The organism is Verrucosispora sp. WMMA2121, from assembly GCF_027460185.1.
Taxonomy (GTDB): Bacteria; Actinomycetota; Actinomycetes; order Mycobacteriales; family Micromonosporaceae; genus Micromonospora; species Micromonospora palythoicola.
Genome location: NZ_JAPZBH010000004.1, coordinates 1037756 through 1063084 on the forward strand (window position 1 = coordinate 1037756; position 25329 = coordinate 1063084).

Sequence of the window (25329 nt, forward strand, 5' to 3'; positions counted from 1 at the left end):
GGGACACTGCCTTGCGCGGACGGCCCGCCTAGATCGGCGTAACGTGTGTCACTTAGCTGCTCCGGTACGCCGGCGCGGTCGTTGGTGTGCGCATGACGCGACAGGCGGGTGCGGGTTCGCCCGGGTCCGCGTGCCGCCCGTAAGTGTTCCGCCGCCCGTGACAGGGCCCCGTCAGGGAGACGACGCGAATGACATCATCGGCAACGAAACCGCGGGGTGTGCGCGCACGCGCCGCCATCGCGGCGAAGACGTTGCGGACGGACCGTTGGTGGTTTGCCCCGCTGATCACGGTCATCGGGCTCAGCGCGTGGGTAGCGTACGCGACGGTCCGGGTCTTCATGCACGACTTCTACTGGGTCGAGGAGTACCACTACCTGACCCCGTTCTACTCGCCGTGCGTGACGGACCGGTGCCTGCCGGAGGCCGCCCACTTCGGGCAGTACCTGCCCGGCTGGTGGATCATCCCGGACGCCGCGTTCACCCTGCCGTTCCTGCTGCTGTTCCGGCTCACCTGCTACTACTACCGCAAGGCGTACTACCGGTCGTTCTGGCTGTCGCCGCCGGCCTGCGCGGTACCCGACGGTCACGCCTCCTACGGGGGTGAGACCCGGTTCCCGCTGATCGTGCAGAACTCGCACCGGTACTTCTTCTACTTCGCCGCGATCATCTCGCTGATCAACACCTGGGACGCGATCCTGGCCTTCCACAGCCCCGAGGGCTTCGGCTTCGGGCTGGGCAACCTGATCCTGCTCGGCAACGTGGTCATGCTCTGGGCGTACACGATCTCCTGCCACTCCTGCCGGCACATCATCGGCGGGCGACTGAAGAACTTCTCCAAGCATCCCGTCCGCTACCGGGCCTGGGGCTACGTCTCCTGGCTGAACGTCCGGCACATGCAGCTCGCCTGGATCACGCTCGGCACGCTGGCCCTGACCGACTTCTACGTCATGGCCGTCTCCGCTGAGTGGATCTCCGACCTGCGGTTCATCAACTGAGGGCCCCTGACATGACGACCACTACCACTCGCATCGAACGACACCACTACGACGTCGTCGTGATCGGGGCCGGCGGCGCCGGCCTGCGCGCGGCGATCGAGGCGCGGCTGGCCGGCAAGAAGACCGCCATCATCTCCAAGTCGCTGTTCGGCAAGGCGCACACGGTGATGGCCGAGGGCGGCGCCGCCGCGGCCATGGGGAACGTGAACAGCCGGGACAGCTGGCAGGTGCACTTCCGGGACACCATGCGCGGGGGCAAGTTCCTCAACAACTTCCGGATGGCGGAACTGCACGCCAAGGAGTCGCCGCAGCGGATCTGGGAGCTGGAGACCTACGGTGCGCTCTTCGACCGCACCAAGGACGGGAAGATCTCGCAGCGCAACTTCGGTGGCCACGAGTACCCCCGACTGGCCCACGTCGGCGACCGGACCGGTCTGGAGCTGATCCGCACCCTTCAGCAGAAGATCGTCTCGTTGCAGCAGGAGGACAAGCGCGAGCACGGCTCGTACGACGCTCGGATCAAGGTCTTCTCCGAGACCACCATCACCGAACTGCTGCTGGACGGCGACCGCGTCGCCGGCGCCTTCGGCTACTACCGCGAGTCCGGCGAGTTCGTCCTCTTCGAGGCCCCCGCCGTGGTGCTCGCCACCGGCGGCGTCGGCCGGTCCTACAAGGTCACCTCCAACTCCTGGGAGTACACCGGGGACGGTCACGCGTTGGCGCTGCGGGCCGGGGCGACTCTGATCAACATGGAGTTCCTCCAGTTCCACCCGACCGGCATGGTCTGGCCGCCGTCGGTGAAGGGCATCCTGGTCACCGAGTCGGTACGCGGTGACGGTGGCGTCCTGAAGAACTCCGAGGGCAAGCGGTTCATGTTCGACTACGTCCCGGACGTCTTCCGCAAGCAGTACGCGGAGACGCCCGAGGAGGCGGACCGCTGGTACGACGACCCGGACAACAACCGGCGCCCACCGGAGCTGCTGCCCCGCGACGAGGTCGCCCGGGCGATCAACAGCGAGGTCAAGGCCGGTCGGGGTACGCCGGCCGGCGGCGTCTACCTGGACATCGCCTCCCGGTTGCCGGCCGAGGAGATCCGTCGTCGCCTGCCGTCGATGCACCACCAGTTCAAGGGGCTGGCCGACGTCGACATCACCAAGGAGCCGATGGAGGTCGGCCCGACCTGCCACTACGTGATGGGCGGCGTGGAGGTCGACCCGGACAGCGGTGCCGCGTACGGCGCGGTGCGGGGGCTGTTCGCCGCCGGTGAGGTCTCCGGCGGTATGCACGGCTCCAACCGGCTGGGCGGCAACTCCCTGTCCGACCTGCTGGTCTTCGGCAAGCGGGCGGGCGGCCACGCGGCCACCTACGTCGACCAGCTCACCGGCCGGCCCCGGGTGGCGGTGGCCGCGGTGGAGACCGCGGTGGAGACGGCCCTGGCGCCGTTGCAGCGGGACACCGGCGAGAACCCGTACACCCTCCAGCAGGACCTCCAGGCGGTGATGGGGGATCTGGTCGGCATCATCCGGCGGGAGGCCGAGTTGGCGGACGCGCTGGCCCGCCTGGCGGAGCTGCGCGAGCGGGTGGCGAAGGTCAGCGCCTCCGGCGGTCGGCGGTACAACCCGGGCTGGCATCTGGCGCTGGACCTGCGCAACATGCTCGTCGTCTCGGAGTGCACCGCGAAGGCGGCACTGGAGCGTCGCGAGTCGCGCGGCGGGCACACCCGCGAGGACTTCCCCACCATGGATCCGCAGTGGCGGCGGGTCAATCTGGTCTGCTCGCTGGTGGGCGACACCGTCCGGCTGGAGCGCAAGCCGCTGCCGAAGATGCGCTCCGAACTGATCGGCCTGTTCGACCGCGCCGAGCTGGCCAAGTACCTCACCGACGAGGAGCTCACCGAGTTCGACGCCCTCGTCGCCGCCGATGCCGCCGCCGCTGACGTCGAGAAGGAGAACCGCTGATGGGGACGAAGCGCCAGTTCCGGATCTGGCGGGGTGACGCCGAGGGCGGCGACCTGCAGGACTACACGGTCGAGGTCAACGAGGGCGAGGTGGTCCTCGATGTGATCCACCGGTTGCAGGCCACCGACGCGCCTGACCTGGCCTGCCGGTGGAACTGCAAGGCCGGCAAGTGCGGCTCCTGCTCCATGGAGATCAACGGGATGCCCAAGCTCGGCTGCATGACCCGGATGTCGACGTTCGAGGAGAACGAGACGATCACGGTGACCCCGCTGCGGACGTTTCCGGTCATCCGGGACCTGGTCACCGACGTGTCGTTCAACTACGAGAAGGCGCGGGAGACGCCCGCCTTTGCTCCCCCGGCCGATCTGGCTCCCGGCGACTACCGGATGCAGCAGGTCGACGTGGAGCGCTCGCAGGAGTTCCGCAAGTGCATCGAGTGCTTCCTGTGCCAGAACGTCTGCCACGTGATCCGGGACCACGACGAGAACAAGCAGGCGTTCTCCGGACCCCGGTACTTCATCCGGGCCGCGGAACTGGACATGCACCCGCTGGACACGAGGACCGACCGCAAGGACTACGCGCAGACCGAGCAGGGTCTGGGTTTCTGCAACATCACCAAGTGCTGCACCGAGGTCTGCCCCGAGCACATCAAGATCACCGACAACGGGATCATCCCCATGAAGGAACGGGTCGTCGACCGCAGGTACGATCCACTTGTGTGGCTCGGTAGCAAGATCTTCCGGAGGGGTCAGGTGCCTCAGACCAGCGTGACCAGCGGACACTCCCCGGGCGCGGTGCGCTCCAGCGCCGCGGGCGGCGGTGTGCACTCACACGCCGGCGGCTCCCACGACGCCCAGGCCGAGGTGCAGGCCCAGCAGGGCGTCAACTGGCACCGCGAGGTGCCCCACCCGACCGCCCCGGCGGTCGACGCCAGCGGCAAGCTCCCCCTCACGGAGCTGACCTTCGACCGCGCCGCGGCTCCGTCGCCCTTCGGCGACGACGTCACCTTCCCGCTCCCCCCCGAGCACCTGAACTTCGCCCACCCCGACCAAGACAAGCCCAACCACTGACCACCCGAACATCAACGGGGGCCGCGGCATTCGCCGCGGCCCCCGTCCCTTTCCAGCCCACCGCGTGTCGATCATGAAGTTATTGCCTGCGGAAAGCGCTTACCGATGGCAACAACTTCATGATCAGCAGCGAGAGGGGGGTCAGCGGGGGGTGGAGAGGAGGGGGCGGAGGGCGGCGACTATGGGGGCGTCGGCGGGGAGCCAGGTGACGGTGTCCAGGTCGGTGGCGGAGAGCCAGCGCAGGGCGGAGTGTTCGAGGGCCTGAGGCTCGTCGTCGTGCAGGAGGCGGGCGGCGTACACCTTCAGCACCGACCGGCCGTGCGCCATCCGGACGTCACGGCCGATGCGCGCACCGATCTCCACGCGTACGGCCAGTTCCTCGACGCACTCGCGGGCCAACGCGGCCGTCTCGGTCTCACCCGGCTCCACCTTGCCGCCGGGGAACTCCCACATGCCCGCCACCTCGGGCGGGGCGGATCTGGCACAGGCCAGCACCCGTCCGTCCCTGATGATGGCCGCGCCGACGATCACCTTCGGATCGCGCCGTACGGCGTTTCCGCCGCCGTTCGCCCGTTCGGTCCGCACGGCCGTCCAGAGTGCCAGATCAATCGGCGGTTTGGGTAGCGTGGTCGTCCGTCAGGCCAGGAATACCCGGAAGTGTGGGCGTGGACACACCCTCCGTGCGACGTAAGACTAGGGGCACCGACAAAGACACGGGGCGGCGACGATTTGGCCACAAGCCGGCAACGAAGCCTGGGAGGAGCGGTGATGCGTGCGCTGTTCGGCAGTCGAACGAAGCACGACTACCTCAGCGACGCCCTCACCCTACTGTCCGGTTGGACACGTGAGGGTGAGCAGATCCGCCGGACTCTCGTCATCGACGACACGCAACACGCGGCGCTCACCGAGCGGGTGAAGGTGGTCGCCGACGCACTGCATCTGCGCCCGGAGATCAGCCGGCGCGCCGACCACACCCAGATCCGGGTCGGGCACGGCAACGAGCCCCTCTCCGAGGGCGAGGTCCTGCTGGCCGCCCGCATCGAGGACGCCTACCGCGCGGTCACCGAGAGCTGACGGTGCGTCCGCTGGCGTGCGCTGCCTACCGTGGGCGTCATGGCCAACGCGACCTATGACCGCAAGGAACAGTTCCAGCAGATCCAGAGCGGCCTGCTCGACGGTGAACAGATCATCGCCGTCTACGACGCCGTCGGCACCGGCACCGGGTTCATCGGGCTGACCGACCGGCGCGTCATCATCCAGGACCGCTCGTTCGTCGGTAAGAAGTACGCGATCACCAGCATCCCGTACTCGAAGATCACCAGCGTGAGCGTGGTCAGCAACAAGTCCTGGGGCGGCTCGTTCTTCTCCACCGGCGCGATCGCCATCCACGTCGGTACGCACACCTACGAGGTGGAGTTCCGGGGCGACCAGAAGAGCCACCACGTGCACAACGTGATCCTGCACTACATCAGCTGACCGACGCTCCGGGCCGCGCAGCGGAACAGCATCCCGGTGAATTTCAGTTGCCGCCGGCCATCGATGCCGATTGACTCACGAACCAAACCGAGCGAAGGGAGCGACGACATGAGGCACATCACGACGCCCAGGCAGCGAGTAGGCATCGTCAACCCCATCGAATCGAGGCTTCGTGCGTACGTGGGAATCATCGAACAAGGCGCCGTGCGGCGCCGGTAGCAACGACGGAGGCCGCTGATGTCGGTCTTCGACGACCCGGGACACTTCGGCCGACTCTGGGCCGACACCTATGACCTGCCGGGCGGCCTACCCGACCCGGCACCGGCGGTGGAGTTCCTCGCCGAGCTGGCCGGCGACGGCCCGGCGCTGGAACTGGCCATCGGCACCGGTCGGGTCGCCCTTCCGCTGGCCGAACGCGGGATCACCGTGGAGGGGGTGGAGGCGTCACCGGAGATGGTCGCGAAACTGCGGGCCAAGCCCGGTGGTGGCGACATCCCGGTGGCCATCGGCGACATGGCGGACGTGCCGGTGACCGGCCCGTACACCATGGCCTACCTGGTCTTCAACACCCTGTTCAATCTGGTACGCGCCCGGCGGCAGGCGGACTGCTTCCGTAACGTGGCCCGCGTGCTCGCTCCTGGCGGCGCGTTCGTCATCGAGACGTTCGTGCCCGACCCGGCGGGCTTCGACCGGGACGAACAGGTCCAGATACGGGAGGTGACCGAGGACTCGGCCACCATCCGCCTGCACCGGTACGACCGGGAAGCGCAGACGTTCCTCCGGCAGACCATCACGTTCCACTCCGCCGGGGTGCACCTGCACCCGTTCGCGATGCGTTACCTCTGGCCGGAGCAGATCGACGAGCTGGCGGAGCAGGCCGGTCTCCGGCTCGCCGAGCGGTACGCCGACTGGGACCGGTCGCCCTTCGGCCCGGACAGCACCGCACACATCTCGGTGTACCGGCTCGGGTGATCCACGGCGCGGGTACGGCGGTCCTGCTGCCGTACCCGCGCCACAGCGCTCACTGATCGGCTCGCGCCGGGCTGGGATACTGGCCTGCATGCCGATCCGTGCGTCACTGACGGCCAGACTGCGACAGATCCGGGACCGAGGCCGGGGACGTTGGCTGCGGCGGGCCGTGCTGGCCGGAGTGCTCGGTGTGGTGCTGCTGACCGGCGGCGTCTGGGCCAGCGCCACCTGGATCCGCTCCGGCGCGCAGGGACGCTCCTATCCGGTCGCGACGGTGCCCGAGGCACCGGTCGCCCTGGTGCTGGGTACCCGGGTCCGGCCCGACGGCACGCCGGCACCGTTCCTCGCCGCCCGGCTGGAGATCGCTCGCGAGCTGTACGTCACCGGCAAGGTGCAGGCGATCCTGGTCTCCGGCGACAACATGCGCCACGAGTACAACGAGCCTGAGGCGATGCGGCGCTGGCTGGTCGAGCAGGGTGTGCCGGCCGACAAGGTGGTGCTCGACCACGCCGGCTTCGACACGTACGACTCGTGCGCCCGGGCGAAGCGGATCTTCGGGGTGGAGCGGGCGACGGTGGTGACCCAGCAGTTCCACCTGGCCCGCGCCGTCACGGTCTGCCGGCACCTCGGCATCGACGCCAACGGCGTCGGCGACGAGACCGCCCGGGAGCTGAGCCACCGCACCTGGCGGATCAGCTCCGCCCGGGAGTACGGTGCCGGTCTCAAGGCCGCACTGGACGTGCTCTCCCGCCGCGACCCGGTGCATCTCGGCGACCGGGAGACCGGCGTCGACGACGCCCTCAGCACCGGCTGACACCGCCCCCACGGCAGGTCCGGCACACCGGACGGCGTGTGCCGGGCGGTCCGCCGTGCCTACGCCACGAAGCGGGTACGGCGGCGACGGGCGATCAGGTAGGCGGCACCTCCGAGGAGCAACAGCAGTCCACCAACCGCGGTGGGCGTGGCGGTGGGGGGCCGGCCGCGAGGAGTGCGGCGCCGACAGCGCACCGGGCAGAACGAGCCGTGGTCAGGGGAACCCCCGTGGATATCCGTCGATGACCGCGTCACGCTACCCGAGCCGAGTTACGCCGCGCAGAACGCCAGCCGTCTATTCGGGTGGGCCGCGTCGCTACCGCCCCACTGCGGAGCCCACCACGCAGACGACGACAGCGAGCAGCACGAATACCGGAGTGGCGGCGAGCAGCCCGACCCATCGGGCTGGGCGCTGCGGTCGTCGCGCACTGATCAGTCCGAGCATCACCAGGCTGACCACGAGCGACAGCAGGAGCGCCGGAGCCCCGAGGAAGACTCCCGCCATGAGCACTCCGGTACGCGGCGACGCGCAGAAGGTTTCCTGGCAGTCCGGGTCCTGCACGTCGGACAGGCTGTACACGAGCAGAAAGAAGGCGCCCACCGCGGCCGCGTACCACACGATCAGGTGCAGCAGGGCCAGGCCGGGGTTGGTCTTCCAGGGCTTCTGCGGCGTGAACATCGACACCGGTCGAGTGTCCCGCCTCGCTGCGACGCCCGCTGCCCGCCTCAGACGTTGAAGCGGAACTCGACCACGTCGCCGTCCTGCATCACGTACTCCTTGCCCTCGATGCGGACCTTGCCCGCCGCCTTCGCCGCAGCCATCGAACCGGCCTCGACCAGGTCGGCGTAGGAGACCACCTCGGCCTTGATGAAGCCACGCTGGAAGTCGGAGTGGATCACCCCGGCGGCCTCCGGGGCGGTCGCGCCGACCGGCACGGTCCAGGCCCGCGCCTCCTTGGGGCCGGCGGTGAGGTACGTCTGGAGGCCGAGCGTGCGGAATCCCACCCGGACCAGCTGGTCCAGCCCGGGTTCGGACTGCCCGATCGACTCCAGCAGTTCCCGGGCCTCCTCCTCGGGCAGGTCCACCAACTCGGACTCGATCTTGGCATCCATGAAGACCGCCTCGGCCGGTGCCACCAGCGCCTGGAGCTCGTCGAGGAACTGGGCGTTGTTCAGCTCGGCCTCGTCGACGTTGAAGACGTAGAGGAACGGCTTGGTGGTGAGCAGGTGCAGCTCGCGCAGGTGCTCCAGCTCGATGTTGGCTGCCGCCGCACCGGCGTAGAGGGTGGTGCCGTTGTCCAGCACCTCGACCGCGGCCTTCGCGGCGGCCACCGCGGCGGCCCGGTCCTTGCGGAGCTTGGCCTCCTTCTCCAGCCTGGGCAGCGCCTTCTCCAGCGTCTGCAGGTCGGCGAGGATCAGCTCGGTGTTGATCGTCTCGATGTCGTCGGCCGGTGAGACCTTGCCGTCGACGTGCACCACGTTCGGGTCGGAGAAGGCCCGTACCACCTGGCAGATCGCGGCGGCGTCCCGGATGTTGGCCAGGAAGGCGTTGCCCCGTCCCTGACCCTTCGAGGCGCCGCGCACCAGGCCGGCGATGTCGACGAACGACACCGGGGCGGGGATCACCTTCTGCGAGCTGAAGATCTCGGCGAGCTTGTGCAGCCGCTCGTCCGGCAGCCCGACCACGCCGACGTTGGGCTCGATGGTCGCGAACGGGTAGTTCGCGGCGAGCACGTCGTTCTTGGTCAAGGCGTTGAACAGGGTGCTCTTGCCGACGTTGGGCAGGCCGACGATGCCGATGGTGAGACTCACGACGAGCCAGCTTACGCGCTCCGTCGCCGAACCTGGGCAGGCAGCCCCGGCGCGGCCGACGCCGGGGGCGCCATGGTCAGGAGCCGGTCCTGACCAGCCGGAGTTGATCGATCACCGTGGTGGCCAGCTTCCCGTCGCCGGCGGAAAGGGGCAGGTGCCGCAGCGTCAGTCGGTGGGCGCCGGCGGTGAGCCGGACCGTGCCGTGCGACGTCCAGCCGGTCAGCCGGTACCGGGCTGCCGACTCGGCGAACTCGCCAACCGGCCGATCATCGACGAGGTACGTCGTTCTCCCCGCATTCGGTCCGAGCAGGCGAACGTCGAACAGCTCGTAGTCGCCGCCCTCGGGAACGGTGACCGTGACGGTGAATGAATCGTACGGTCGGGCGAAGAAACCCAGTGCGTACCCTTCGGTATAGCCGTAGTGGCAGCAGTCGTTGGTGACCCACAGCTCACAGGCCCGCCCGTCACATGCTCGGCGGGCCGGCGCCCCGCCGACTGTCACCGTCGTCGCAGGCTCATCGACCAACGCCTCCATGTTGAGAGTCACCACGACGCTGGTGGACGGGCTGACCGACGGGGTTGCCGGCGAGGTGGCCGGCGGCCTGACCGGCTGCGCGGCCGCGGGCACGCGGCCCGGGCGAAACAGGGACACTCCGACGGCCAGCAACGCGACCGCGAGAACCGCCGCTCCGACCGTGGCGAGAAGCCACCGCCGTCGGCGCGGCCGCTCGCCCGGCCGGCGCACCTCGACAACCACCCGGCCACTGAACCGGGAACTCTCCTCCGGGGGCGAACCGGCCGAGGACACCAGCGCACGCACCTCGTACCTGCCGGCCGGCACCTCGGCCGGCACGTTCACCGTCACCAGGTACGAGACGGTGCTGTTGGCAGGGACGGCGCGCTGTGGTCGGTCGACGGTGAACCACGACGGTGGCACAGCGTCGTCGGGGGCGAGGCGCAGCACTGCGGTGTCCGGCGTCACACTCGGATTGGAAACCGTGAAGACGATCTCGCCGTGCCCGGCCTGATCGAGGGTGAGGTGTGCGCCGACCGCGTCGACCGTCCAGGCTGTGGTCATGAATCGACTCCGAGAAAGTCCGACAATCGTAGGTGTCTGAACCGTAGAAGAACGAGTCACCAAAGTGACGGCCAGAGTCACATGAACGACCGTCAATTCGACTCCGAGGGCTCCACCTCGACATTTATGCAACTGACCGGGAATGGACAACCAGCCTGTCGGATCAACTACCTGTTTCGTACCGCCGGGACCGCTGGACATCAAAACAAGCGACCGGCGGGAGTTCAGATAAAGATTGTGACGGAAACCGCGACACACGAGATCGCCCGCGCTGCCGTTCCCGTCGGGAGCCGGTGGCGGCGTCAGTCCCGCTCGGCTGGTGCAGGCTGGCGCGGTGGCCCGCTACCCGGCCAGGGCGACACCCGCGGCGCGAGTTCACCCGCGGCGGCGAGCGGCAGCGAGAACCGGTCGGCGGCCACCGGGCTGGCCGCGTACGACTCACGCAGCATCCAGTGGATCTCGTCGGTCGTCCAGCCCAGCGTCGGCCGGGCCGCGATCTCCCGCAGCAGCCGCCGTGCGGCACGGGTGTCGTCGTCGTAGAAGCGCATGCACCAGTGGTGCACCCACATCCCGAGCGCGCGCACCCCGTCCGGTTCGAGCGAGCCGACCAGCCGGCCGCAGGCGGTGTCGCCGAAGGCGCGACCGGGGTCGTCGGCGCGGTCCCGCTCGATGGCACCGACCGCGGCCGGAGCCACGGCGCGCATCCGCCGATAGAAGCGCTCGACGACTGTCGGGTCGGGTGCTGGGTGCTCGTGTCCCGACGCCGCCCGACCCGCCACGCTCACCATTGCCGCACCCTTCTGGAGTTGGTGGCCGCACGCTACCCACCACAACCGACAGTTCCCCTCCCCCTGCCCGCCCTCCCGTGCCGCGAGGCGGAGGGTCTGGTCCGAATTCCGCGAGCCGGGTGGGTGTTGGCAGGCGCATCATCGGTGACGTGGAACTTGACTTCGAGCGGTGCTACCGGGCCGTCGACAGCCGTGACCAGCGGTTCGACGGCTGGTTCTACACCGGCGTGACCTCGACCGGGATCTACTGCCGGCCGTCCTGTCCGGCGATGACCCCGAAGCGGCGTAACGTGCGATTCTTCCCGTCGTCGGCGGCGGCCCAGCGGGCCGGGCTGCGCGCGTGCCGTCGCTGCCGCCCGGACGCCTCCCCCGGCTCACCCCAGTGGGACGTACGGGCCGACGTGGTGGGTCGGGCGATGCGACTGATCGCCGACGGCGTGGTCGACCGTGACGGGGTACCCGGGCTGGCCGCTCGGCTCGGCTACACCGAACGGCACCTGCACCGGATGCTGCGGGCGGAACTCGGCGCGGGGCCGTTGGCACTGGCCAGGGCGCAGCGCGCGCAGACCGCCCGCACCCTGATCGAGACGACCGGGCTGGGGCTGGCCGAGATCGCGTTCGCCGCCGGCTTCGGCAGCGTCCGGCAGTTCAACGACACCGTACGCACGGTGTACGGCGCACCGCCGTCGCAGCTGCGCGCCGGAAGCGGCACACCGGTTGGCGGTGCGGGCACGGTCACCCTGCGGCTGGCGTACCGGCCGCCGCTGCACGCCGCCGCGCTGCTGGACTTCCTCGCCCGGCGCACGCTGCCCGGGGTCGACGAGGTGGTCGACGGGGCGTACCGGCGGGGGCTGCGGTTGCCGCACGGCCCCGGCGAGGCCACCCTGACTCCGGCGACCGACCACGTGGCGGCGACGCTACGCCTGGCCGATCTGCGCGATCTGGCCCCCGCCGTGGCCCGGTGCCGGCGCCTGTTCGACCTGGACGCGGATCCGGTCGCCGTCGACCAGACGCTCGCCGCCGACCCCGCGCTGGCCGCGCCGGTGGCGGCCGAGCCAGGGGTACGCGTTCCCCGCGCGGCGGACGGCTTCGAGATGGCCGTTCGCGCCATCGCCACCCAGCAGGTCTCCCTGGCCTCCGCCCGCACCACCCTCACCCACCTGCTCGACCACACCGGCACCGTTGATCAGCTGCGTGGTTTCGCCACCGCGGAGGAGGTGCTGGGGGTGCCGGATTCGGGGTTCCGGATGCCGGGCGGGCGGCGCGAGACGATCCGGGCGGTGGCGCGGGCGGTCGCGGCCGGTGAGCTCGACCTGGAGCCGGGGGGCGATCGGGAGGAGACGGCGCGTCGACTGACCGCGATTCCGGGCGTCGGCGCGTGGACCGCCGGCTACCTGGCCATGCGCGCGCTCGGCGACCCCGACACGTTCCTCCCCACCGACCTCGCGGTACGTCGCGGGGCCGCCGCCCTCGGCCTCACCGACAATCCCGCAACCCTCGACGGGTACGCCGGCCGCTGGCGTCCCTGGCGGTCGTACGCCGTCATCCGCCTCTGGCGATCGGCGTGAGCCCGGCCGCCCGGCCGCGCCTGGCCCCGATCGGGCAGAGCAGCATCGACGAAACCCTGGAGAGCGACATGAGCAGTACCACCAACATGATCGACAGCACGGTCGTCGACACCCCCGCCGGGCCGTTCACCATTCTCGTCGGTCCCGACGGCGCGGTGCGGGCGTCGGGCTTCACCGCGGACCCGGCGAACCTGCTGCCGCTGGTACACCCGAGTCTGCGCGGTGAGCCGCGACATCGGCCGGACCTCGGCCCGGTCAGCGCGGCCGTCGCCGCCTACCTCGACGGCGATCTGGCCGCGATCGACGACGTTCCGGTCGGACAGCACACCGGCGGGGTGTTCATGGCACACGCCTGGCAGGTGTTGCGCGACGTCAAACCGGGCGCGCCGGTCACCTACACCGGGTACGCCGCCCTGGCCGGCCGTCCCACCGCGGTACGCGCCGCCGCCGCGGCCTGCGCCCGCAACGCCGCCGCCCTCTTCGTCCCCTGCCACCGGGTGCTGCGCACCGACGGCACGCTCGGCGGCTACCGCTGGGGGCTGCCGGTGAAACGCTGGCTCCTCGACCACGAACGCCTCAGCTGATGCGGCGTCCAGCCCGAGTCCGCCAAACTCGAACGCCGCCCAGACCTCGCCGTGGCACCGCCAACGCCTCTTGCCACCGCGCAGAAGGCCCAGCACTCACCCACTGTGATTGTCGCGCTGAGTGGTAGCCACCACGAGATCGCCGCCAGGTCACCGTGTCCCCCTCCACACGCTTTGCTCTGCTTCAACCCACGCAATAGTCGACGACCAGCGCCGCAGCAGAGCGGCGATCCGACCGCCGCCATACGACACAGCGCGGAGAGTAACCGTTGCGTGGGTTGAAGCAGAGCAAAGGAGCCCGATGGCACTTGGTGGACGAGGGCGGCAAGCAACGCATCGTTACGGCCCTGACGAGCTGACAGGCCCGACCGGGGTGACGAGCCAACGGAACTGACGCACCGGCGAACTGGGTGTCTCTGACAACAAGCCGACAGGGGCGTCGCTGCCAGATGCGGCTACCGTCGGGTAGTGGCTGCGGGGAGCGGCGGCGGCCCGGCCGACCGGGGCGAGATCCGTCGACATCCCCTGCGCAACCTCTGGCGGCTGCGCCGCTACCTGCGTCCGCACGCGATCGAGTTCGGTTGGCTGCTGCTGGCCGGGCTGGCCGCCACGGCCGCCGGGATCGCCGTACCCCTGGTCGCGCAGAAGGTGGTCGACGGACCGGTCGCCCGGCGTGACCTGACCGGCCTGTTCCTGCTGGCCGGGCTGGCACTGCTGCTCGGCCTGGCGGAAGCCCTGCTGATCTTCATCCGTCGGTGGGTGCAGTCGTCGTCCTCGGTGGCGATGGAGGCGGCCATCCGCACCGACGTCTACGCCCACCTGCAACGGCTGTCGGCCGGTTTCCACGACCGGTGGCCGTCCGGCCAGTTGCTCTCCCGGATCACCAGCGACCTGTCGGTGCTGCGCCGGTTCCTCTCCTTCGGCCTGTTCTTCCTCGTGCTCAACCTGGTCACCTACCTGGTCGTGGTGGTGCTGCTGATCCGGTTGCACCCCGCGCTGGGCCTGCTGGTGGCCGCCAGCGCGGTGCCGCTGTTCCTGATCGCCCGCCGGTTCGGCCGGCACTACCACGTCGCCTCCCGTCGGATGCAGGACCAGCAGGGCGACGTGGCCACGCTCGTCGAGGAGACCGCGCAGGGCCTGCGCACGATGAAGGCGTACGGGCGCGGGCCGCAGCTGGCCGATCGGTTCGCCGTCGGCACCAAGGCGCTGCACGACACCGGGGTCGGCAAGGGCAGGCTGCTCGCCCGCACCTCCGCGCTGCTCGACCTGGTGCCGAACCTGACCTTGGGCACGGTCCTGGTGGCCGGTGCCGCGGCGGTCGCCGGCGGACGGCTCACCATCGGTCAGCTCGTCGCCTTCGTCAGCCTCCAGCTCATGCTGATCTGGCCGGTGCAGTCGCTGGGCTGGATCATCGCCAACGGGCAGGAGGCGGCCACCGCCGCCGACCGGATCCAGGAGGTGCTGGACACCCGGCCGGCCATCGTCGACCCTCCGATCGCCGTCGCACTGGCCCGCTCGACGGTCCGCGGCCGGCTCCGCTTCGAGGCGGTGACCTTCCGCTATCCGGGCAGCGCCGCCCCGGTGCTGCGCAACCTCGATCTGACCGTCGAGCCCGGCGAGACCATGGCCGTGGTCGGTGCCACCGGCAGCGGCAAGAGCACGCTGTTGTCCCTGGTGCCACGGCTGCACGAGGTGAGCGCCGGCCGCATCACCCTGGACGGGCACGACCTGCGCCAACTGCGGCTGGACTCGCTGCGCGGCCTGGTCGGGGTCGCCTTCGAGGAGCCGACGCTGTTCTCCATGTCGGTGTGGGAGAACCTCACCCTGGGCCGACCCGACGCCGACGAGGACGAGGTCCGGGCCGCCCTGGCACTGGCCCAGGCCGAGTTCGCCCACGACCTGCCGTGGGGGCTGCGTACCCGGCTCGGCGAGCAGGGCCTGTCGCTCTCCGGCGGCCAGCGGCAACGACTCGCCCTGGCCCGCGCGGTGCTGATCCGACCGGCTGTGCTCGTGCTCGACGATCCGCTCTCCGCGCTCGACGTGCACACCGAGGCGCTGGTCGAGTCGGCGCTCAGGCGGGTGCTGCGCGACACCACCGCGCTGCTGGTGGTGCACCGCCCCTCCACCATCGCCCTGGCCGACCGGGTCGCACTGCTGGAGCACGGCCGGATCACCGCCGTCGGCACCCACACCGAACTGCTCGACAGCGTGCCCACCTACCGCGGGCTGCTCTCCGCCGAGCCGGCCGCGACGTCCGAGCCGGCCGCGACGTCGATCGCCGGGACACCCACCTCGGCCGATCCGGCACCCGGCACCCCTCCCCTGGTGCTCTCGTGACCGCCGCGTCAGCCGTGCCGGAGCCACCGCCCGAGGCGGACCCGGCCCACTGGCGCGGGGTGGCACCAGATCCGCACGCCGACCGCAGCCTCGCCGAGGACACCGACCCGTTGGCGGTGGCGCGGCTGCGGGCCCGCAGCCGCGCGCTGCTGGCGGACGTGCTGCGCCCGCACCGGGCCCGGCTGGGCACGGCGGTCGCGCTGCTGTTGACCCAGAACGCGGCGGCCATGTCCGGGCCGTACCTGGTCATGCTCGGCATCGACCGGGCGATCGAGCCGCTGCGGGCCGGCGACCCCGGCCCGCTGATCACCGTGGCCGTCTCGTTCGCCGCCGCCACCGGCATCGAGTACGCGGCCCGGCGCGGCTTCCTCGCCATCTCCGCCCGCATCGGCCAGGCCGTCCTGCTCGACCTGCGCCGCCGGGTGTACGCGCACTTCCTGCACCTGCCGGTGGCGTTCCACGAGCGGTACACGTCAGGGCGGATGATCTCGCGCCTGACCAGTGACATCGACTCGATTGCCGAGCTGGTGGACGGGGGTGTGGAGAGCCTGGTGATGGCCGCTCTGACGATCGTCTCGGTGGCCGGCATCCTGCTCTGGCTGGACCTGCCACTGGCGTCGGTGACCCTGCTCGCCTTCCCGCTGCTGTTCTGGCTGTCCCGCTGGTTCGCCCGGGCCTCGGCCTCCGCGTACCGGCGTACCCGGGAGGCGATGGCCCTCGTCATCGTCCACTTCGTCGAGTCGATGCGCGGTATCCGGGCGGTGCAGGCGTACCGCCGCCAGGCCCGCAACCAGCACATCTTCGACGCGGTGAGCGACGACTACCGGCGGTCCAGCCGGCACGCCTTCCAACTGATCGCGACCTACTCGCCGGGCATCAAGCTGATCGGCAACGTCACCGTCGCGGTGGTGCTCTGCTATGGCGGTGCCCGGGTGCTGGGCGGCGAGACCGGGGTCGGTGTGCTCGCCGCCTTCCTGCTCTACCTGCGTCGGTTCTTCGAGCCGATGCAGGAGCTGAGCCAGTTCTACAACTCACTGCAGTCGGCGACGGCGGCGCTGGAGAAGCTCGCCGGGGTGCTCGACGAGCGGCCCTCGGTCGCCGAACCGACCCGACCCGTGCCGCTGCCCGACGGCCCGGCCCGCGGCGCGGTCCGCTTCCACGCGGTGTCGTTCGGGTACCGCCCGGAGTCGCCGATCCTCACCGGGCTGGACCTCACCGTGCCCGCCGGGCAGACCGTGGCCCTGATCGGGCCGACCGGCGCCGGCAAGTCCACGGTGGCCAAGCTGCTCGCCCGGTTCCACGACCCGGACACCGGCACGGTCACGCTCGGTGGTGTGGATCTTCGTGAGCTGGCCGACGCGGACCTGCGCCGGGCGATGGTGCTGGTCACCCAGGAGACCCACCTGTACGGCGGCACCATCGCCGACAACATCCGCTTCGGCCGTCCGGACGCCGAAGACGCCGCCGTCGAGGCCGCCGCCCGGGCGATCGGCGCGCACGACTTCATCTCGGCGCTGCCCGACGGGTACGCCACCGAGGTGCACCGGCGCGGCGGCCGGCTCTCCGCCGGGCAGCGGCAGTTGGTCGCCTTCGCCCGGGCGTTCCTGGCCGACCCGGCGGTGCTGATCCTCGACGAGGCCACCTCGTCGCTCGACGTGCCGACCGAACGTCTGGTGCAGCGCGCGCTCGGCAGCATCCTGCGGGACCGGACCGCGCTGGTGATCGCGCACCGGCTCTCCACGGTGGAGACCGCCGACCGGGTGCTGGTCCTCGACCGGGGCCGGATCGTCGAGGACGGGCCGCCGGCCGAGCTGATCGCGGGTGGGGGCCGGTACGCCGACCTGCACCGCCAGTGGCGCGACTCGCTGCTCTGACCCGTTCGTGATCAGGTAATGGCGTGCCCGCCGCGGTCGCGGTGCCTAGGATCGGCGAATGACTGATACGGCGAGGACGGCCCGCACCGGCGTCCCCGAGCGTCCGACTCTGGACGGGCTCGAGGAGACCTGGTCGCGCCGCTGGCAGGAGGAGGGCACGTACGCGTTCGACCGCAGCAGGCAGCGGTCGGACGTATACGCGATCGACACCCCGCCGCCGACCGTATCGGGCGAGCTGCACATGGGGCACGTCTTCTCGTACACGCACACCGACCTGATCGCCCGGTTCCAGCGGATGCGCGGCCGGACGGTCTTCTACCCGATCGGCTGGGACGACAACGGGCTGCCCACCGAACGCCGGGTGCAGAACGTGTACGGGGTGCGCTGTGACCCGTCGCTGCCGTACGACCCGGACTGGGCACCGCCGGGTGAGCCGGTCGACGACGCCGCCCGGAGGAACCCGACCCCGATCTCCCGGCGTAACTTCATCGAGCTGTGCGAGCGGCTGACCGTCGCCGACGAGCAGGTCTTCGAGGCGCTGTGGCGGCGGCTCGGCCTGTCGGTGGACTGGTCGTTGATGTACACCACGATCGGACCGGTGGCCCGGGCCACCTCCCAGCGGGCGTTCCTGCGCAACCTGTCCCGGGGCGAGGCCTACCAGGCCGAGGCGCCGACGCTGTGGGACGTCGGTTTCGCCACCGCCGTGGCGCAGGCCGAACTGGAGGACCGGGAACGCCCCGGCGCGTACCACCGGTTGCGCTTCCACGCGCCCGGCGGACGGGAGGTGCTGATCGACACCACCCGGCCGGAGCTGTTGCCGGCCTGCGTCGCGCTGGTCTGCCACCCCGACGACGAGCGGTACGCGGACCTGGTCGGCACGACCGTGCGCACCCCCGTCTTCGGGGTGGAGGTGCCGGTGCGCGCGCACCCGCTGGCGGACCCGGCCAAGGGCACCGGCATCGCGATGGTCTGCACCTTCGGTGACCTGACCGACGTGACCTGGTGGCGGGACCTGGACCTGGACACCCGGGTGGTGATCGGCCGGGACGGCCGGCTGCTGCCGGAGCCACCGGCCGGGGTGCCCGCGCGGCCGTACGCGGCGCTGGCCGGGCAGCCGGTGAACGGTGCCCGACGGACGATCGTCGAGCAGCTGACCGAGGCGGACGACCTGGTCGGCGAGCCGCGCCCGATCAGCCACCCGGTGAAGTTCTACGAGCGGGGCGACCGGCCACTGGAGATCGTCTCGACCCGGCAGTGGTACCTGCGCAACGGTGGCCGCGACACCGACCTGCGGGAGGAACTGCTGGCCCGCGGCCGGGAACTGCGCTGGGTGCCGGAGCACATGCGGCACCGCTACGAGCACTGGGTGGGCGGCCTGACCGGAGACTGGCTGGTCAGTCGGCAACGCTACTTCGGGGTGCCGGTGCCGGTGTGGTACCGGCTCGACGACGCTGGCGAACCGGACTGGGCCCAGCCTCTCACGCCGGCGGAGTCCGCGCTGCCGATCGACCCGTCCGAGGACCCCCCGCCCGGGTACGACGAGTCGCAGCGCGGGGTGCCGGGCGGCTTCGTCGGCGACCCGGACGTGCTGGACACCTGGGCCACCTCGTCGCTGACCCCGCAGATCGTCGGCGGGTGGGAACGGGACCCGGACCTGTACCGGCGGGTCTTCCCGATGGACCTGCGCCCGCAGGGGCACGACATCATCCGTACCTGGCTGTTCGCCACCGTGGTCCGGTCGCACCTGGAGCACGGCGAGCTGCCCTGGCGCACAACGGAGCTGTCCGGCTGGATCCTCGACCCGGACCGCAAGAAGATGTCGAAGTCCAAGGGGAACGTGGTCACCCCGATGGCGCTGCTGGAGCAGCACGGCTCGGACGCGGTGCGGTACTGGTCGGCCAGTGGCAAGCCCGGCACCGACCTGGCTTACGACCCGGCTCAGATCCGGATCGGCCGGCGATTGGCCACCAAGCTGCTCAACGCGTCGAAGTTCGCGCTCGGCCTGGGCGCCGCCGACGCGCTGCGCGCCCCGGCGACCGAACCACTCGACCGGGCCATGCTCGCCGAACTGTCCGAGGTGGTGGCCACCGCGACGACGGCGTTCGAGGGGTACGACCACACGGCCGCGCTCCAGGCCACCGAGTCGTTCTTCTGGCGGTTCTGCGACGACTACATCGAGTTGGTGAAGGAACGCGCCTACGGCAGCGGGGCCGGGGCGGACTCGGCCCGGGCGGCGCTGGCCACCGCGCTGTCGGTGCAGTTGCGGCTGTTCGCGCCGGTGCTGCCGTACGCGACCGAGGAGGTCTGGTCGTGGTGGCGGTACGGCTCGGTGCACCGCGCGCCGTGGCCGACCACGTACGAGGTGGGCCGGACCATCCAGGGTGACGGTGATCCGCGCCTGCTCCGGCTCGCCGCCGACGCGCTGGGGCAGGTCCGCCGGGCCAAGTCCGAGCGGAAGCTGTCGATGAGGGCGGAGGTGCCGTTGGCCGAGGCGCTCGGCCCGGCCGCCCTGCTCGACCAGCTCACACTGGTCATCGACGACCTGCGCGCCGCCGGCCGCATCAACAAGCTCGACCTGCTTCCCGACCGCACCCCCGAACTGGTCATCGCCTGCGCCTTCTGAGGGAGCCGCGCGACATCGGGGAAAGTGCTGCCCAGCGCCCTGGGAGGCAGCACTTTCCCCGAAAGTGCTGCCTCCCGACGCCCGCACCCGATGGGTCAGCTGGTTTCGCCGGCTACCGAGAAGGAACGTAGGCGGTCGATGGAGAGGAAGGTGGCGGCGACGATGATGAGTGCGGTCATCACCGCCGCCACCGGCACGGAGACCGTGGTGGCGAGCAGGTCGGTCGGGGCGAGCCGGTCGGCCAGGGCGATCACGTAGTGCTGGATCGACAGCACCCGGGTGCCGGTGACCACGTTGCTGAGCAGCCCCTCCCAGATCAGCACGTAGACCAGACCGAGCAGCACCGGTCGCCGGGTGAGCAGGCTGGCCGCCACGAACAGCGCCGTGTAGGCCAGCGCACCGACCGACGCGGCGACGGCGAGCGCCACGCCGAGGCGTACCGAATCGGCCAGCAGGCCCGCCGCGAACAGCGGGACCGCGACGGTGACCGCGGTGACCCCGGCCGCGACGGCCAGCTTCGGCAGCACGATCTGCGAGCGCGGCAGTGGCGTGGTGAGCACGTGCACCACCGTGCCGTCGTCGATCTCGGCGCCGAGCACGCCGGTGCCGACGATCAGGGAGACCACCGGCAGCACCACGGCCAACCCGAGGCCGACCAGCACCGGCGGACCCCAGTCCGTGGGTTCGACCCCGAGCCCCCGGGAGAGCACGGCCAAGCCCACCAGGAGCACCGGAAGCGGAAGCAGCAGCAGGAACCGGCGACGCCCGAACAGGCCGCGCACGGTGATCCAGGAGACAGTGGACATCAGGCCTCCACCAGGTAGGAGAAGACGCTCTCCAGGGACTCGTCCTCGGGTACCAGTTGCCGGACCCGGATGCCCCGGGCCAGGGCGACCTTCGGCAGCATCCGGGTGAAGGCGCCGTAGTCACCGGCGCGTACGGTCAGGCCGTCGCGCCCCAGCTCGACCCCGCTCACCGACGTCTCGGCCATCAACGCGACGGCCAGCGCCCGGTCGTCGGTGGAACGGATGGCGAAGACGTGCGGCCGGTTGGTCATCAGCCGCCGGATGGTCCGGAAGTCGCCGGAGGCGGCGAGCCGGCCGGCGACCATCACCTGGACCGTGCCGGAGACCTGCTCGACCTCCTCCAGGATGTGTGAGCTGAACAGGATCGTCCGACCCGCGTCGCCGAGGGAGTGCAGCAGCTCCATCATGTGCAACCGCTGGCGCGGGTCCATGCCGTTGAACGGCTCGTCCAGCAGCAGCACCTGCGGGTCGTGCACCAGCGCCGCCGCCACCCGGGTGCGCTGCCGCATGCCCTTGGAGTAGGTGCCGATGCGGCGGTCCTGGGCGTCGGCCATCTCCACCAGGTCGATGGCGCGGCGGGCCGCGGCCTGCGGATCCGGCAGCTTGTGCAGCTTCGCGGTGGCCAGCACGAACTCGTACGCGGTGAGGAAGCTGTGCACCGCCTCCCGCTCGCTGACCAGACCGAGTCGCCGGTAGACCTCCGGGTTGCGCCAGGTGGGTCGACCGTCCAGGGTCACCGCGCCCCGGGACGGGGTGAGGAAGCCGGCCATCATGTGCAGCAGGGTGGTCTTGCCCGCCCCGTTGGGGCCGAGCAGCCCGGTCACCCCCGGCCCGAGGCTCATGCTCACGTTGTTGACCGCCACCACGTTGCCGTACCAGCGGGAGACGCCGGCCAGGTCGAGGGTGCTGGTGGTGGTGGCCGCCGGTGCGGCGGTGTTCGTCATGGTCATCGTGCGGCCACCTTCTTGTAGCGGGCCAGCAGCAGGGCGACGCAGCCCGCCACGAGCGCGACGGCGGCCAGCGCGTACACCGGGCCGAACGGCCCGAGGTCGAGGTCGGCGGTGTTGGCCTCGGTGACCAGCAGGTCGCGCATCGTCCAGAGGCCGACGCCCTGCACCAGGGTGGGCGGCGAGGCGATGCCGGCGAGCTGGTTCGCCGTCTGCGAGGGCAGGACCGTCAGGATGCCGACGATCGGCGTGGTCATCAGGAACACGGCCACGATCCCGCCGGCGGCGAAGGCCCGCTTGCCGGTCAGCGAGGCGATCAGCAGACCGACCGAGGAGAAGACCACCGCCCACAGCCCGGCGTAGAGCAGCCCGGGCAGCAGGTCCAGCAGTTCGTCCCAGACCGCGCCCATGCCGTCGGCGGTGAAGGCACCGCCGAGGAACATCAGCAGCTGCGGCGCGCCGAGCAGCAGGAAGAGTGCGGTGGCGAGCGCGAGCAGCTTGGCCAGCGGGTAGTCGGCGTGCGGCAGGGGCCGGGAGAAGTACAGCGGCAGCACCCCGCTGCGCATGTCCCGGGAGACCAGTTCGGGCGCGGCCACCGCGACGAAGAAGATGACCAGCCAGCTCATCGCGTCGGCGAACTGGGCGTACGTCATGATCACTTCGCCGATCTGGCTGCGGATCGCGGTCACCGCGGCGGCCACCAGCAGCACGATGCCGACCACCAGCCAGGGAAAAATCTTCGCCTTGGCGCTGCGACCCAGCCCGAAGGCGGTCCGCACCCCGTGCAGGTACAGCGCCCCGAAGACGTGACGGCGACCGAGCCGGGGACCGGTGTAGCGCTGGTAGCCGATGTCGTGGATGACCCCGGTCGGCTCAGACATGGCTGTTCTCCCTCCGGGCGAAGAGTTCGGCCACCCGGTGCCGGCGCTGGTCCAGCCGGTGCAACGGCAGGTCCAGCTCGGCCACCGCACCGAGGATCAGGTCGTAGGTGCCCTGGTCGGCCAGCGGCACCAGCAGCAGCCTGCCTTCCCGGCCGACCGGCAGGTCGAGCGCGGCCAGCCGGGTGGCCAGCGCCTCGGTGCCCTCGCTGACCTCGACCGCGAGCACGTCGGTGGCCGAGGTCATGGCGGCGATGTGGTCGGCCCGCAGCAGCCGCCCGCCCTCGATGGCGACCAGGGTGTCGCAGATCCGCTCGACCTCGCCGAGCAGGTGCGAGCAGACGAGTACGGAGATGCCGAACTCGGTGCCGATCCGCTGTACCAGCGCGAGCATCGCGTCCCGTCCGGCCGGGTCGAGGCCGTTGGTGGGCTCGTCGAGCAGCAGCAGGTCGGGATCGTGCACCAGCGCCTGAGCGAGCTTGACCCGCTGCTTCATGCCGGTGGAGTAGCCGCCCACCGGCCGGTGGCGCTCCTCGTGCAGACCCACGTGGCGCAGCGCCTCGGAGGCCCGTTCCCGGGCGACGGTGCGCGGTAGGCCGCTGATCCGCCCCAGGTGGGTGACCAGTTCGGCGGCGGAGAGATCGGGCGGCAGGCAGTCGTGCTCGGGCATGTAGCCGACCCGGGCCCGCACCGCCGCCGTGTCGGCGGTCGGGTCCAGGCCCAGCACCTGGATTTGGCCGCGGGTGGGAGTGAGCAGGCCGAGCAGCAGCTTGATCAGGGTCGACTTGCCGGCGCCGTTGGCGCCGACCAGACCGACGATCCCTGGTTCCACCGCGACCGTCAGATCGGACAGTGCGGTGACCCCGCCGCCGTAGACCTTCGTCAACGACTCGGTTGCGATCAGTGTCACGTCGCCAGCCTAGAGGTGTCGGACGATCCGCCGCGCTCCGGAAGCAACCCCCGTTTCCCCTGATACCGGCCCACCGCTCCCCCTAGGGAGATCGACCACGTCACGCGCCGGGCTCGACATGATCGGCGGACATCCTGTCCCGCCGCGACGGGTGGTCTGTTACACAATGGACCCCCCGCCGTCCGCCCGGCGCGGCGGCCACACCGGGTGACGGGAGGACCATGACCGCTGGGGCGCTCAAGGTGAGCGTGGTGGTGCCGACGTACAACCCGGGCGAATGTCTCGACCGGCTCGTCGCGTCGTTGCTGCGTCAGTCACTGCCGACGAGCGATTTCGAAGTGATCTTCGTCGACGACGGTTCCACCGACGCCACCCCGGCTCGACTGGACGCGCTGGCCGCGGCCCACCCACACTTCCACGTACTGCACGCCCAGCATTCCGGCTGGCCCTCACGCCCCCGCAACCTGGGTGTGACGCGCGCCAAGGGTGAGTACGTCCAGTTCGTCGACGATGACGACTGGCTCGCCGACGAGGCCCTGGCCCGGTTGTCCGGGTACGCGGCGGAGAACGGGGCGGACGTCGCCATCGGCAGGATCGCCGGCCACGGTCGTTCGGTGCCGCGGGAACTGTTCCGGGTCAACCGGCCCGATGCCAGGCTTGCCGACGCGCCGCTGATGGAGAGCCTGACCTGTCACAAGATGTTCCGCCGGGCGTTCCTGGGCCAGCACGAGCTGCGGTTCCCGGAGGAGGGCCGGAAACGGCTGGAGGATCATCACCTGGTCACCCGGGCCTACCTGCTCTCCCGTCGCACCTGCGTGCTTGCCGACTACACCTGCTACCACCACTCCCGGCGGCCGGGCGGCGACAACCTCACCGCCGCCCGGATGGAACCGGAGGACTACTTCCGAAGCCTGCGCGAGGTCCTCGACATCGTCGAGGCACACACCGAGCCGGGTCCGCTGCGTGACCGGCTGCACCAGCGCTGGTTGCGGATCGAGATGCTCCGCCGGCTGCGTGGCGACCGGCTGCGCACCGCACCTCGTGACTGGGTCGACCAGGTGGTGACGGAGGCGCGGCGGACCATCCGGGAACGCTTCGCGCCGGGGGTGGCCGCCGGGCTGCCGGCGTTGGAGCGAACCATCGCCGGCCTGGTCGAACGGGGCCGGGTCGAGGATCTGTTCCGCATCGCCGAGTGGGAGACCGGCGTCGTGGCGAAGGTCCGACTCAAGACGTACGAGCTGACGGGACACACGCTCGACGTCACCGTCTCCGGTCGGCTGCGCAGCGGTGACCGACCCGTCTCGTACGACCGCACCCCGGACGGTCGGGAGCTGCTGGATCTGCCGGTCGAGGAGGTGCCCGCGGACCTGCTCGACTGCTCGGACGAGCTGCTGGCGGCCACCGACGAGCTGCGCCGGCCCCGGCTCGACGTGGTCGCCCGACGGGTCGTCGACGGCGACGAGTTCTACCTGCCGGTGAGTTTCGACGTGGATCGCGTACCGCATCGCTGGGGTGGGTTGCGCCTGATGTGGCGGGGGCGGGCGAGCATCGACTTCCGTACCCTCGACGGTGGCCGTACCCAGGGCGACTGGATCCTCAAGGCGCGGCTCACCGGTTCCGGGTGCGAGGTCGACGCGACGCTGCCGCTGGCCGTGTCGTGCGCCGCCGACGGTGCCCGACCGGTGGTGCTCGACACGCGGCAGCCGCCGCCACGCCCGGCTCCCCCGCCGGTCAGGACCGGCCCGTGGCAGCGGCTGAAGCGGGCCGTTCGCCGCCGTCTCTCCCGCGGTCCCGGGCGATCGGTTCGCAGTTCGTAAGGTTTGCCGGCTGACACGCCGCGACC

General features: G+C 70.8%; 22 protein-coding genes. 13 read left to right on the forward strand and 9 right to left on the reverse strand.

Going from position 1 to position 25329, the window contains the following annotated elements:
- The first annotated feature begins 188 nt into the window (after window positions 1-188).
- The 3 genes from O7605_RS05485 to O7605_RS05495 are packed head-to-tail and all read left to right on the forward strand — an operon-like array spanning window position 189 to window position 4023.
- Window positions 189-995 carry a hypothetical protein gene (locus O7605_RS05485; protein ID WP_269738193.1) on the forward strand — a complete coding sequence of 269 codons (807 nt, stop codon included), beginning with the start codon at window positions 189-191 and terminating at the stop codon, window positions 993-995.
- 11 nt (window positions 996-1006) lie between these two features.
- On the forward strand, window positions 1007-2953 hold the full coding sequence (locus O7605_RS05490; protein ID WP_269738194.1) for a fumarate reductase/succinate dehydrogenase flavoprotein subunit: 1947 nt from the start codon (window positions 1007-1009) through the stop codon (window positions 2951-2953).
- Window positions 2953-4023, forward strand: a complete 1071-nt coding sequence (locus O7605_RS05495; RefSeq protein WP_269738195.1) for a succinate dehydrogenase/fumarate reductase iron-sulfur subunit — start codon at window positions 2953-2955, stop codon at window positions 4021-4023. The genes O7605_RS05490 and O7605_RS05495 overlap by 1 nt, the downstream gene beginning before the upstream one ends.
- A gap of 141 nt (window positions 4024-4164) precedes the next feature.
- Here the strand turns inward: O7605_RS05495 and O7605_RS05500 are convergent, their stop codons facing one another.
- Window positions 4165-4608 (reverse strand): (deoxy)nucleoside triphosphate pyrophosphohydrolase, encoded by a 444-nt coding sequence (locus O7605_RS05500; RefSeq protein ID WP_269738196.1) that lies wholly within the window; start codon window positions 4606-4608, stop codon window positions 4165-4167.
- A gap of 183 nt (window positions 4609-4791) precedes the next feature.
- Here O7605_RS05500 and O7605_RS05505 point away from each other — a divergent pair, with 183 nt between their 5' ends.
- The 4 genes from O7605_RS05505 (at window position 4792) to O7605_RS05520 (ending at window position 7282) form a co-directional block, all read left to right on the forward strand.
- Window positions 4792-5097, forward strand: a complete 306-nt coding sequence (locus O7605_RS05505) for a 4a-hydroxytetrahydrobiopterin dehydratase (RefSeq protein ID WP_099849832.1) — start codon at window positions 4792-4794, stop codon at window positions 5095-5097.
- Between the two features lie 39 nt (window positions 5098-5136).
- Complete coding sequence (locus tag O7605_RS05510) at window positions 5137-5499, forward strand: PH domain-containing protein (RefSeq protein WP_093405480.1); 363 nt, start codon at window positions 5137-5139, stop codon at window positions 5497-5499.
- Between the two features lie 237 nt (window positions 5500-5736).
- On the forward strand, window positions 5737-6471 hold the full coding sequence (locus O7605_RS05515; protein ID WP_269738197.1) for a class I SAM-dependent methyltransferase: 735 nt from the start codon (window positions 5737-5739) through the stop codon (window positions 6469-6471).
- 88 nt (window positions 6472-6559) lie between these two features.
- Window positions 6560-7282: a SanA/YdcF family protein gene (locus O7605_RS05520; RefSeq protein ID WP_443083874.1), complete on the forward strand. Its 723-nt coding sequence runs from the start codon at window positions 6560-6562 to the stop codon at window positions 7280-7282.
- 315 nt (window positions 7283-7597) lie between these two features.
- On the opposite strand, the gene O7605_RS05525 is transcribed toward O7605_RS05520, so the two are convergent.
- The 4 genes from O7605_RS05525 to O7605_RS05540 all read right to left on the reverse strand — a co-directional run bounded on the left by O7605_RS05525 (window position 7598) and on the right by O7605_RS05540 (window position 10959).
- Complete coding sequence (locus tag O7605_RS05525) at window positions 7598-7966, reverse strand: hypothetical protein (protein WP_269738198.1); 369 nt, start codon at window positions 7964-7966, stop codon at window positions 7598-7600.
- A gap of 41 nt (window positions 7967-8007) precedes the next feature.
- Window positions 8008-9093, reverse strand: a complete 1086-nt coding sequence (gene ychF, locus O7605_RS05530) for a redox-regulated ATPase YchF (RefSeq protein ID WP_269738199.1) — start codon at window positions 9091-9093, stop codon at window positions 8008-8010.
- A 76-nt stretch (window positions 9094-9169) separates the two neighbouring features.
- Window positions 9170-10171 carry a hypothetical protein gene (locus tag O7605_RS05535; RefSeq protein WP_269738200.1) on the reverse strand — a complete coding sequence of 334 codons (1002 nt, stop codon included), beginning with the start codon at window positions 10169-10171 and terminating at the stop codon, window positions 9170-9172.
- A 302-nt stretch (window positions 10172-10473) separates the two neighbouring features.
- Window positions 10474-10959 carry a hypothetical protein gene (locus tag O7605_RS05540; RefSeq protein ID WP_269738201.1) on the reverse strand — a complete coding sequence of 162 codons (486 nt, stop codon included), beginning with the start codon at window positions 10957-10959 and terminating at the stop codon, window positions 10474-10476.
- 149 nt (window positions 10960-11108) lie between these two features.
- On the opposite strand from O7605_RS05540, the gene O7605_RS05545 reads away from it, so the two are divergent.
- The 5 genes from O7605_RS05545 to valS all read left to right on the forward strand — a co-directional run bounded on the left by O7605_RS05545 (window position 11109) and on the right by valS (window position 19945).
- Window positions 11109-12527, forward strand: coding sequence for a DNA-3-methyladenine glycosylase 2 family protein (locus O7605_RS05545; protein ID WP_269738202.1), 1419 nt, complete (start codon window positions 11109-11111; stop codon window positions 12525-12527).
- Between the two features lie 68 nt (window positions 12528-12595).
- Window positions 12596-13111 (forward strand): methylated-DNA--[protein]-cysteine S-methyltransferase, encoded by a 516-nt coding sequence (locus O7605_RS05550; protein ID WP_269738203.1) that lies wholly within the window; start codon window positions 12596-12598, stop codon window positions 13109-13111.
- Between the two features lie 468 nt (window positions 13112-13579).
- Window positions 13580-15448, forward strand: coding sequence for an ABC transporter ATP-binding protein (locus O7605_RS05555; protein ID WP_269738204.1), 1869 nt, complete (start codon window positions 13580-13582; stop codon window positions 15446-15448).
- Window positions 15445-17322 (forward strand): ABC transporter ATP-binding protein, encoded by a 1878-nt coding sequence (locus O7605_RS05560; RefSeq protein ID WP_269738205.1) that lies wholly within the window; start codon window positions 15445-15447, stop codon window positions 17320-17322. The genes O7605_RS05555 and O7605_RS05560 overlap by 4 nt, the downstream gene beginning before the upstream one ends.
- Window positions 17323-17380: 58 nt before the next feature.
- Window positions 17381-19945 carry a valine--tRNA ligase gene (gene valS, locus O7605_RS05565; protein WP_269738206.1) on the forward strand — a complete coding sequence of 855 codons (2565 nt, stop codon included), beginning with the start codon at window positions 17381-17383 and terminating at the stop codon, window positions 19943-19945.
- Between the two features lie 95 nt (window positions 19946-20040).
- On the opposite strand, the gene O7605_RS05570 is transcribed toward valS, so the two are convergent.
- The 4 genes from O7605_RS05570 to O7605_RS05585 are packed head-to-tail and all read right to left on the reverse strand — an operon-like array spanning window position 20041 to window position 23486.
- Window positions 20041-20751, reverse strand: coding sequence for an ABC transporter permease (locus O7605_RS05570; protein WP_269738207.1), 711 nt, complete (start codon window positions 20749-20751; stop codon window positions 20041-20043).
- The gene (locus O7605_RS05575) at window positions 20751-21695 is read right to left on the reverse strand and encodes an ABC transporter ATP-binding protein (RefSeq protein ID WP_443083899.1); all 945 of its coding nucleotides are present in this window, start codon (window positions 21693-21695) and stop codon (window positions 20751-20753) included. The genes O7605_RS05570 and O7605_RS05575 overlap by 1 nt, the downstream gene beginning before the upstream one ends.
- Window positions 21696-21697: 2 nt before the next feature.
- Window positions 21698-22579: an ABC transporter permease gene (locus tag O7605_RS05580; protein WP_269738209.1), complete on the reverse strand. Its 882-nt coding sequence runs from the start codon at window positions 22577-22579 to the stop codon at window positions 21698-21700.
- Window positions 22572-23486, reverse strand: coding sequence for an ABC transporter ATP-binding protein (locus tag O7605_RS05585; protein WP_269738210.1), 915 nt, complete (start codon window positions 23484-23486; stop codon window positions 22572-22574). The genes O7605_RS05580 and O7605_RS05585 overlap by 8 nt, the downstream gene beginning before the upstream one ends.
- A 221-nt stretch (window positions 23487-23707) precedes the next feature.
- Here O7605_RS05585 and O7605_RS05590 point away from each other — a divergent pair, with 221 nt between their 5' ends.
- Window positions 23708-25303, forward strand: coding sequence for a glycosyltransferase family 2 protein (locus O7605_RS05590; RefSeq protein WP_269738211.1), 1596 nt, complete (start codon window positions 23708-23710; stop codon window positions 25301-25303).
- Window positions 25304-25329 lie beyond the last annotated feature (26 nt).